This window comes from Agathobaculum sp., assembly GCF_050946325.1.
Lineage (GTDB): Bacteria > Bacillota > Clostridia > Oscillospirales > Butyricicoccaceae > Agathobaculum.
Map to the genome: position 1 here is coordinate 1 of NZ_JBMNUP010000064.1, position 9,523 is coordinate 9,523.

Consider the following 9,523-nt stretch of genomic DNA (forward strand, 5'->3'; position numbering starts at 1 on the left):
GTCATGTGCTCGATACCTTGGCAGAAACGTTTGCACTGGAGCCGATTATGGATGTTTATGCGCATACCCAATCGGTGCGCCGCAGCTTTGATGTGAAAAACTTGTCGTTTTCGGACGAATATTATAATTTTTAAAAGCAACAGGATACAGGCAGGAGGATAGAAATGGCTGAACTCACGCCCATGATGAAACAGTATTTTGAAGTGAAAAATAAAAATAAGGATTATATCCTTTTTTACCGTCTGGGCGATTTTTATGAGATGTTTTTTGAAGACGCCAAACTTGCTTCCCGAGAGCTGGAGCTGACATTGACCGGCAGGGACTGCGGACAGGAGGAGCGCGCCCCGATGTGCGGCGTACCCTATCACAGTGCGGAAAGCTATATTGCCAAACTGGTGCGCAAAGGGTATAAAATTGCCATTTGTGAACAGATGGAGGACCCTAAGCTGGCAAAAGGTCTGGTAAAGCGTGAGATTGTGCGCCGGATTACGCCGGGCACGGTGGTTGAAGCATCCATGCTGGAAGAAAACCGCAATAACTTTTTGGGCTGCATTTATGCGGAACAGAGCGGTATTGGCGTATGCTTTGCCGATATTTCCACGGGCGAGGTTTATGCAACCGGCTCCGCAGAGTGGCGGGATATTTCAAGTGAGCTGGGCCGCTTTATGCCGCGGGAAGTGCTGGTGGGTGGAACTGCCGTAGCATCAGAACCGCTGCTTTCTTTCCTGAAACAGCGGCTGGACGCGCTGGTAGAACCGATGCCGGATGAATGTTTTGATACGCAGCGCGCGGCCGAACGTACCGCAGCACATTTTAGAGTGGAAGATTTTGACGCAGCCGGCCTTGCTGATCTGCCGCAGACGGTGCAGTGCCTGGGGGGATTGCTCAGCTACCTGGAACAGACACAGCAGGCCTGCCTTGCCAGTCTGAATCATTTGCAGGTATATCACCAGGGACAGTATATGGAGCTTGACCTGATTGCGCGCCGCAATCTGGAGCTGTGTGAGACGATGCGCACAAAGGAGAAAAAAGGCACGCTCCTTTGGGTGCTGGATAAGACCAAGACGGCAATGGGCGGGCGGCTCATTCGCCAGTGGATTGAAAAGCCGCTGCACAATCCGCTGCATATTGTCAGACGCCAGCAGGCGGTCTGCGCGCTGTGTGAAGATCTTATTACGCGCACAGCGCTGGCAGATGCGCTGAAAAAAGTGTTTGATATGGAGCGTCTGATTGCCAGAGTTACTTATGGCACAGCCAACGCACGCGATTTGCGCGCGCTTGCTGCGGCAATTAGCTGTCTGCCGGAGATACGGCAGCAGGCGGCGATGTTTGGGCAGGCGATGCTGCATGACTTAGCCATGCGTATAGACCTTTTAGAGGATGTGCGCGGACTGATTGAGCACGCCATTGTAGACGAACCGCCGATTCTGCTGCGCGAAGGCGGATTGATTCGCAGCGGTTATAATGAGGAGATTGATTATCTGCGCGAACTTGCCTCAGGCGGTAAGGGCCAAATCGCAGCGATTGAACAGTCAGAAAGAGAAAAAACAGGTATTTCCAAGCTTAAAATTGGCTATAACCGCGTTTTTGGATATTACATTGAAGTGGGCAAGGCCAATGCAGATCTGGTGCCGGATTCTTATATTCGCAAGCAGACACTTGCCAACTGCGAGCGCTACATAACAGAAGAACTCAAACAGCTCGAAAGTACGGTTCTGGGTGCGCAGGAGCGGCTGACAAACCTGGAATACGATGTCTTTATATCCGTTCGTGAACGCATTGCAGCGGAAGTACATCGCGTACAGAAAACAGCGCAGGCAGTTGCCACATTGGATGTGCTGTGTTCGCTGGCTCAGGTGGCATGCGAGAACAGCTATGTCTGCCCGACGGTTGATTTTTCGAGCCGGATTGATATCAAGGACGGCCGTCATCCGGTGGTTGAAAAAATGCTGGCAGACAGTCTGTTTATTCCCAATGATACGCTGCTGGACAGCGGTGAAAATCGGGTTGCCATCATTACAGGCCCCAATATGGCGGGTAAATCCACCTATATGCGTCAGGTTGCACTGATTACCATTATGGCGCAGATCGGTTCGTTTGTTCCGGCCACATCTGCGCACATCGGTGTAGCGGACAGAGTGTTCACCCGTGTAGGCGCATCGGATGACCTGGCAAGCGGACAGTCCACGTTTATGGTGGAAATGAGCGAAGTGGCAGATATTCTGAAGAATGCGACAAAGTCGAGCCTGCTGATATTGGATGAGATTGGAAGAGGCACCTCAACATACGATGGCATGAGCATTGCGCGTGCCGTGATTGAATATGTTGCCAATCCGCGCAGAATCGGCGCGCGTGCGCTGTTTGCTACCCATTATCACGAACTGACCGTGCTGGAAGACATGGTCAAAGGCGTGAAAAACTATAATATTGCAGTGAAAAAGCGCGGAGACGATATCACTTTTTTACGCAAAATTGTTCGCGGAGGCGCGGATGACAGTTATGGCATTGAGGTAGCCAAGCTGGCCGGCGTGCCGAATGCGGTGATTAAGCGCGCCAAAGCAGTGCTGGCAGACCTGGAGGTTTCTGCACCCAAGGTGGAACTGCATGCTTTGCGTGAGGAGGATGCGCCGCAGGTGACGATGGAAACCCTGTCAGGCGGCGCGGTGGCTGACCGTCTGCGCTCGCTTCAGATTGACACCATGACGCCGATTGAGGCGCTTAACGCACTGTATGAGCTGAAAAAACTGCTGTGATATAGAGATTTGCAGATGTGTTTATTGCAATCAACCGTGCTGAAAGGAGAGCATTTTGGCAATCATCCATGAACTTTCACCGCATCTTGCTGACTTAATTGCAGCGGGTGAGGTGGTGGAACGGCCTTCCTCCGTGGCAAAGGAGCTGGTCGAAAATGCGATTGATGCGGGTTCGACCCGTATTACTGTGGAACTTGAAAACGGAGGGATTTCATACCTCCGTATTGCAGATAACGGCTGCGGTATGTCGGCCGAGGACGCGCCGGTGGCATTTCGCCGTCATGCGACCAGCAAATTGCGTACCGAAGAGGATTTGATGGCAATTGGTACGCTTGGCTTCCGTGGAGAAGCGCTGGCGGCCATTGCGTCGGTGACGCGGATTGACCTTTTTACCCGTCAAAAAGGTGCAATTGCAGGGCTGCACCTGCATTTGGAAGCCGGAGAGCTGCAAACACAGGAGGAAGCGGGCTGTCCTGAGGGGACGACCATTGTGGTACGCGACCTGTTTTATAATACGCCTGCCCGCATGAAGTTTTTGAAGAAAGATTTTACCGAAGCGGGCTATATTCTGAGCGTTGTACAGCACGCGGCGCTCTCTCATCCGGAAATCGCTTTTTCACTGATTCGGGACGGCAAGCAGGTGTTTTCGACGGATGGAAAAGGAAAACTGATCGCGCCGGTTTTCGCTGTTTTCGGAAAAGAACTGACCGCCGATATGCTGGAAGTTCCATTAACCGAGCGAAACGGTATGCAGGTACATGGCTATATTGTAAAGCCGCACGCCGGCCGCCCCAACCGTTCTATGCAGCATTTTTTCGTTAATGGACGCTATGTGAAAAGCCGGCTGATGCAGGCGGCGCTGGAGGAAGCTTACCGAAATGCGATGATTACCGGAAAATATCCGTCCGGCGCGGTGTTTCTGGATCTTCCCTTGGCTGCTGTTGATGTCAACGTGCATCCTGCGAAGATCGAAGTGAAGTTTTCGCAGGAAAAACCCGTGTTTGAGGCCGTGTATATTGCCTGTAAAAATGCCCTGCATGCGGGGGATAATATTCCGCAATTAACGCATCGGGAACGAAAGGCAGCCCCTGCACCGGCACCGCAGGAAAACGAGCAGGCAGCAGAACAGCAGCGCTTTGCTGTTCGTGTGGAGACTGACGCATCGCCGGCGCGTAAGGTAAACGCCCCTAAATTGGAGGATTTTCTGCTTGCAGTTCCGTCGCGTGAAGAGGAAATACATGCTAACGTGCTGGCTGCGGCATCCCCAAGCGTTTTTGATGCAGACGTTCCGCCGCCGCATCCCGCTGCGCCGGTTATGCCGGCTCAAAATACGGTATGCGGCAAAGGGAGCGAACCGGCCCGAGGGACAGGCAGAGCGGCGGCCGAACCGCCTGTATTAGAGCCGCTGGACAGCGGCATCCGTGTGATTGGAGAATGTTTTCAGACCTATATCATTGCAGAGGACAAAGAAGGACTGATCCTGATTGATAAACATGCTGCGCATGAACGAATTTTGTTCAACAAATTGCGCGCAGAGATAGATATGCCGCAGCAGCAATTGCTTGTTCCTGTAATTGTTGAACTGACAGGTGAGCAGGCTGGGGCTGTGCAGTCGCAGATAGAGGAAGTTCGTAAAGTGGGCTTTGCGATTGAACCGTTTGGAGAAAACAGTTTTGCCGTGCGCAGCGCACCGGCTTACCTGGACAGCGGCGATATTCAAAGTGTTATCAGCGAGTTGTCGGAAAAACTGCTGAGCAGCCGCGCGGTAGTGCCTGACCGGCTGGATGAGCTGATTCATACGGTAGCCTGCAAAGCAGCCATCAAGGCGGGACGAACGACCAGCCTGACAGAACTGCAGGACCTGTGCCGCCGTGTGATGTATGATGAAAACGTTCGCTCCTGCCCGCACGGCAGACCGACTACGGTTCGCCTGACAAAATATGAAATGGATAAGTTGTTTAAGCGCGTCAATCAATAGGGGATGTATATGAACAATCGTCTGATTTGTATATGCGGTCCAACAGCAAGCGGAAAAACAGCCCTGTCTGTTGCACTGGCCAAATGGCTGCATACAGAAATTATATCCGCTGACTCCATGCAGATTTATCGCGGTATGGATATTGGCACGGCCAAGCCGAGTGTGGAAGAACAGCAGGGGATTGTTCACCACCTGTTTGATGTCTGCACACCGGCTGAAAACTTTTCCGTTGCGCGCTATGTGGAATTGGCAGATTCTGCTGCCCAGGATATTTTGCGGCGCGGTATGATTCCGGTGGTAGTTGGAGGAACCGGCCTATATATGGACGCACTGATCGAATGCAGTACGTTTTCCGGGGACGAAACGGATTTGACTGTGCGGGAAAAGTATCAGAATATGGCGTCTGCACAAGGAAATGAAGCGGTACATGCATGTCTATTAAAAGTGGACCCTGAAAGTGCAGAGCGCCTCCATCCCAACAATCTCAAACGCGTGATTCGCGCACTGGAGGTATATGAGCAGACTGGAATGACAATTAACGAATTCAATCGTCTGCACAAGCGCGCGGCTCCCAAATATGCTGCCGTTAAATTGGGCATATGCCCTGAAGACCGGAATGTTTTGTATGAGCGTATTGATCGCCGCGTGGACCAAATGATTGCGCAGGGCCTGCTGGAGGAAACAAGACGGCTGATGCAGACAGGAATGCTGTCCGGTACGGCGGCACAGGCCATCGGATACAAAGAACTGCTCGGCTACCTGAAAGGAGAGGCTTCGCTGGAGGACTGCCTGGAACTGCTCAAACGCCGCAGCCGCAATTACGCAAAAAGACAGCTTACCTGGCTGAAAAGAGATGACAGTATCCACTGGATCTATTATAATAAGGGAGAAGAACTGCCGCGTGTGCTGCAAGAAGCGACAGAATATCTGCAAAAACTCGGTGTACAATGATACCAGAAATGTAAATTATTAGGAGGAATCATTGTGAAAAACGAGATTAATCTGCAGGATAGGGTATTGTGCATTTTGCGGCAGCAGGCACAAACGGTTACCGTTTTTTTGACAAACGGTTTTCAGATGCGCGGAATCATCCGCGGATTTGACAGCTTTGTTGTGATGTTGGAGAGTGATGGAAGACAGCAGATGCTTTATAAGCATGCCGTCTCTACCATTGTTCCATCAAGATGCATTGATCTCCGTACACCGCGGGAAGAGCGCGTGCAGCAGGAGTAACTTACATATGAGGTTAAGCTATGGACGAAGAGAAAAAGCAAAATCGTCATCGGAAAAAACAGCGCAGAAACAAGCGGTTAACCGTACTGCTGATTACCGTATCGCTGGTTGCTTATTTTAGCTTACAGGTTGTCTTTGCGTTTTCGGACAGCATACAGACCGTTCCGGCCATGCCAGTTACGGTGAATGACAGTTTTACAGCAACCGGGTGGTTTTTCAGGGATGAACTGCCGGTCACCGGAAGCGTGGGAGATTCCGTCAGGCATACGGTATACAGTGGCGAACGTGTGCAGCAGAGTGCGCCGCTGGCCACTGTATATGTGAATGAGCAGGCGCTGGCACTGAGCCGTGAGCTTGAGCCGCTGGAAGACAAAATCATGCTGCTGGATACTGCACTGCAATCTGTGGGAAGCGGGTCCGACGCAGCTAAATTGGACCAACTGATTGCCTTGGGACTGCAACAGATGGCCGAACAGGCGAAAAATGGTTCAGGTGCTGCGCTGGCATCCTCGGCTGAGTCGCTGCGCACTTTATCCCTGCGGCGGGAGGCGGGCTCAGTAGACGCGGCGTCCATCAGCGCAGAACGGAATGCGCTGGCTGCGCAGCGAGACAGTTTGCAGCAGCAGCTATTGGGGAAAACAAAAGAAATAACCGCTTCTGCTTCGGGTTATTTTTCCGAAATTATAGATGGATATGAACAAGTGCTTTCTCCGGCAGAATTGGAAAGCCTCTCTATCGCTCGTTTTCATGAGCTGATACAGAGCGGACATAAAAGCAGCGCCGATGGCTCGCTGGGAAAAATTATTCAGGGATTCAGTTGGTATCTGGTTGCCGAAGTTCCTGTGGAACAAGCAGATAGAGTGAATAAGGTGCTGGAAGCGCGAGAGGATAACGGACTTGATACGCACTTGACCGTTTCTTTCACGCAGGCTTCCATAGAGACGCCGGTCAGCGTTTATAAAATCATTCAAGAGCGCAATGCAGACACGGCGCTGCTTGTGTTGGAAGGATCGGACTTTAACAGCGAGTTGGTTTCCATGCGCGATCAACCGATTGAGATCATACTTGGCACCTATACCGGCCTGAAGGTGCCAAAACAGGCGGCGCGCATGGTGAGCGACGGAGACGGGGGGCAAACGCTTGGGGTATACATTTTGAGTGGGTCGATACAAAAAGAAAAGACGATTCAAAAGCTGTATGAGACAGATTCGTATTATGTGGTGAAGCAGAGTGCCACGGATGCAGGCGCACTGGTGGCACAGGATCAAATTATTATACGCGGCAAGGATCTGAAAAATAATATGGTGGTGAAGAAATGACAGAGCAGGAAAAAATGATATTGCATGACCGGATACAATCCGTGCAGGAGCGTGTGGCACAGGCCGCCATCCGCTCAGGTCGGGACCCCGACGCAATTACGCTGGTAGCAGCAACAAAAATGAATGATGCCGAGCGCGTGCAGGCGGCTATTCAGTACAGTATTCGGGTCTGCGGAGAGAATCGGGTGCAGGAGCTGCTGGATAAGTATGAGAAGAATGCTTACGCCGGCGCTGACCTGCAATTTATCGGCACATTACAAACCAATAAGGTCAAATACCTGATTGGCAAAGCGTCGCTGATACAGTCGGTGGGTTCGCTGCATCTGGGTAAAGCAATTGCCAAGGAAGCAGGAAAGCGCGGTGTCACCCAGAATATTCTTTTAGAGGTCAATATTGGCAGAGAAGAGGCCAAAAGCGGATTTTTGCTGGAGGAGCTGGATGAAGCAATTGCCTGTTTAAGTGAAGAAAAAGCGCTTTCTATTCGCGGTTTGATGGCAATTCCTCCAATTGCAGATGAAAATACGAAAAACCTTCGCTATTTCACCGAGCTGGAACAAGTATTTGTTGACATTTTGACGAAAAAATACGATAATGTAAATATGGATTATTTGTCTATGGGCATGACAAACGATTTTGAGACGGCAATTGCGTGCGGCGCAAACATGGTGCGCATCGGCACGGCGATTTTTGGCGCGCGGCCGTATCAGGTCGTTATCCCTTAAAACGTAAGGAGGAACTTGGTATGGGTTCGATCAAAGGCTTTATCGATTGGGTAAAGGGCGAGGATGTTGAGGACGAGTTTGAGGAGGAATTGCCCCGGCAGCGCAGCGAAGAGCCTGTGACGAGCAGTGCATCGCCGTATGACAGCATTCCGCAGGAGACACCGCTGCCTCGTCGCGGAAATAAAGTTGTAAATATTAATGCAACCACGCAGTTGGCTGTAGTACTGGTTAAACCGGATCGTTTTGAAAATGCGGCTGAGATTGCAGACCACCTGAAGGATAAGCGCACCGTTGTGCTGAATTTGGAGCAGACCAATAAAGATGTCGCGCGCCGCCTGGTGGACTTCCTGAGCGGTGTGGCTTATGCCAACGAAGGCAAGATCAAAAAGGTTGCGAACAGTACTTACATTATTACGCCGTACAACGTTGATATCATGGGCGACCTGATTGACGAGCTGGAAAGCAGCGGCATGTATTTTTAAGGTTAAAGTATTGTGATAAATTTATTTATTTTGCGGTTTGCGACAGCAATTATACGGTGTCTGGAACTTATGTTTTTCGTGCGTGCAATTATGTCCTGGTTTCCGCAGAGCAGAGATTCCAAAATTTCAGAATTTTTGTATGTGGTGACAGAACCAATCATTTTGCCGTTCCGAAACCTGCTGAACCGGTTTGACGCGCTGCGCGGTTTTCCGCTGGATATTTCGTTTCTTTTAGCGTTTTTCAGCTTGGAGCTTATTTTGACATTGCTCTATAGCTTATGATAATGGGGCGAGCGAAATGGTCGGGTGCAGCCCGGCCATTTTACGGCAGATATGGTATATATAGAATTATACGGAGGAAAAACATATGACAGTGCAGGAAATTCAGGAAATCGGCTTTGAAAAAGCGGTTTTCGGTGGTTATGACATGCGCTCGGTCGACGCTTTCCTGGAGCGTGTGGCGGATGAATTTGCATCTATGCAAAAAGAAAACGCCGCGCTGAAGGCAAAGATGAAAGTGTTGGTCGATAAGATAGAAGAATACCGCGGGGTTGAAGACGGTATGCGCCGCGCGCTGATGAGCGCACAGACGATTGCACAGGATACGATTGATAAAGCGAAGGCGGAAGCCGAGCAAATCGTTACGGCCGCTAAGGATGAGACAGAAAATAAGGTCAAGACCACGCAGGATGAAATCATATTAGAACAGCAGAAGCTGGAAGCTGCGAAAAAGAATACGGTTGAGTTTATTGCGCGTGTGTCTGCAGTATATCAGGCGCAGGCGAAGGCATTGGTCGAGCTGGTCAAAAGCGAACAGCTGGTTCGTCCACAGCCGGCGCAGCCGCAGGAAGCGCCAGAACAGCAGCCGTCTGCGGAAGCCGCTGCACAGCAGCCGGTAACCGAACAGGCAGATGAGCCGATTGAGGATGCAACCCGCAAGTTCGATTTCGGAGAGCTGAAGTTCGGCGCTGAGTATGACCCCAAGGATGTAAAGTAAGAAAAGCAATAGCGAAAGGAATGACACGGCAACATGTCG

Annotated in this window: 9 protein-coding genes; all 9 read left to right on the forward strand. The window is 50.9% G+C overall.

Features of this window, described 5'->3' with window-relative positions:
* Window positions 1-164: 164 nt before the first annotated feature.
* Window positions 165-2,753 (forward strand): DNA mismatch repair protein MutS, encoded by a 2,589-nt coding sequence (gene mutS, locus ACOYIE_RS06435; protein WP_433411534.1) that lies wholly within the window; start codon window positions 165-167, stop codon window positions 2,751-2,753.
* Window positions 2,754-2,808: 55 nt separating this feature from the next.
* Window positions 2,809-4,731 carry a DNA mismatch repair endonuclease MutL gene (gene mutL / locus ACOYIE_RS06440; RefSeq protein ID WP_433411536.1) on the forward strand — a complete coding sequence of 641 codons (1,923 nt, stop codon included), beginning with the start codon at window positions 2,809-2,811 and terminating at the stop codon, window positions 4,729-4,731.
* 9 nt (window positions 4,732-4,740) lie between these two features.
* Window positions 4,741-5,682, forward strand: coding sequence for a tRNA (adenosine(37)-N6)-dimethylallyltransferase MiaA (miaA, locus tag ACOYIE_RS06445; protein WP_433411538.1), 942 nt, complete (start codon window positions 4,741-4,743; stop codon window positions 5,680-5,682).
* A gap of 30 nt (window positions 5,683-5,712) precedes the next feature.
* Window positions 5,713-5,964: an RNA chaperone Hfq gene (gene hfq / locus ACOYIE_RS06450; protein WP_433411550.1), complete on the forward strand. Its 252-nt coding sequence runs from the start codon at window positions 5,713-5,715 to the stop codon at window positions 5,962-5,964.
* Between the two features lie 20 nt (window positions 5,965-5,984).
* Entirely contained in the window at window positions 5,985-7,283 is a 1,299-nt protein-coding gene (locus ACOYIE_RS06455) for an HlyD family efflux transporter periplasmic adaptor subunit (protein WP_433411540.1), read from the forward strand.
* Window positions 7,280-8,005 (forward strand): YggS family pyridoxal phosphate-dependent enzyme, encoded by a 726-nt coding sequence (locus tag ACOYIE_RS06460; RefSeq protein ID WP_433411542.1) that lies wholly within the window; start codon window positions 7,280-7,282, stop codon window positions 8,003-8,005. The genes ACOYIE_RS06455 and ACOYIE_RS06460 overlap by 4 nt, the downstream gene beginning before the upstream one ends.
* Before the next feature lie 20 nt (window positions 8,006-8,025).
* Entirely contained in the window at window positions 8,026-8,487 is a 462-nt protein-coding gene (locus tag ACOYIE_RS06465) for a cell division protein SepF (protein WP_433411544.1), read from the forward strand.
* 12 nt (window positions 8,488-8,499) lie between these two features.
* Window positions 8,500-8,769, forward strand: coding sequence for a YggT family protein (locus ACOYIE_RS06470; protein ID WP_433411546.1), 270 nt, complete (start codon window positions 8,500-8,502; stop codon window positions 8,767-8,769).
* Between the two features lie 85 nt (window positions 8,770-8,854).
* Window positions 8,855-9,484, forward strand: coding sequence for a DivIVA domain-containing protein (locus tag ACOYIE_RS06475; RefSeq protein ID WP_433411548.1), 630 nt, complete (start codon window positions 8,855-8,857; stop codon window positions 9,482-9,484).
* Window positions 9,485-9,523: the final 39 nt, after the last annotated feature.

Excerpts from the sequence above, each read along its gene's own strand:
- ACOYIE_RS06465 (WP_433411544.1), top strand. The coding sequence starts at position 8,026 with ATGGGTTCGATCAAAGGCTTTATCGATTGGGTAAAGGGCGAGGATGTT.
- miaA (WP_433411538.1), top strand. The coding sequence starts at position 4,741 with ATGAACAATCGTCTGATTTGTATATGCGGTCCAACAGCAAGCGGAAAA.
- ACOYIE_RS06475 (WP_433411548.1), top strand. The coding sequence starts at position 8,855 with ATGACAGTGCAGGAAATTCAGGAAATCGGCTTTGAAAAAGCGGTTTTC.
- ACOYIE_RS06455 (WP_433411540.1), top strand. The coding sequence starts at position 5,985 with ATGGACGAAGAGAAAAAGCAAAATCGTCATCGGAAAAAACAGCGCAGA.
- mutS (WP_433411534.1), top strand. The coding sequence starts at position 165 with ATGGCTGAACTCACGCCCATGATGAAACAGTATTTTGAAGTGAAAAAT.
- ACOYIE_RS06460 (WP_433411542.1), top strand. The coding sequence starts at position 7,280 with ATGACAGAGCAGGAAAAAATGATATTGCATGACCGGATACAATCCGTG.